Below are 205 nucleotides of genomic sequence, written 5' to 3'. Positions count from 1 at the left end.
GGCCGTCATGACCTCCGCGTCGGCCGGCATCGACGACCTCAGCCACGTCCAGGACAAGACCACCACCACGGTCGCCATGGACTTCGGCCGCATCACGCTCGACGACGACCTGATCCTCTACCTGTTCGGCACCCCCGGCCAGGACCGCTTCTGGTTCATGTGGGACGACCTGGTACGCGGCGCGATCGGCGCCGTCGTCCTCGTC

Annotated in this window: 1 protein-coding gene; it reads left to right on the top strand. The window is 67.8% G+C overall.

Translation table 11 applies throughout. The features are described from left to right. On the top strand, nt 1-205 hold a 205-nt coding region (locus IH54_RS0139115; RefSeq protein ID WP_043183825.1), incomplete at both ends, for an ATP/GTP-binding protein.

It is taken from the genome of Streptomyces sp. NRRL F-5123, from assembly GCF_000721495.1.
In the GTDB taxonomy this organism is placed as follows: Bacteria; Actinomycetota; Actinomycetes; order Streptomycetales; family Streptomycetaceae; genus Actinacidiphila.
The sequence above is the reverse complement of the archived record's forward strand: the minus strand, read 5'-3'. Positions and strand labels throughout refer to the sequence as shown.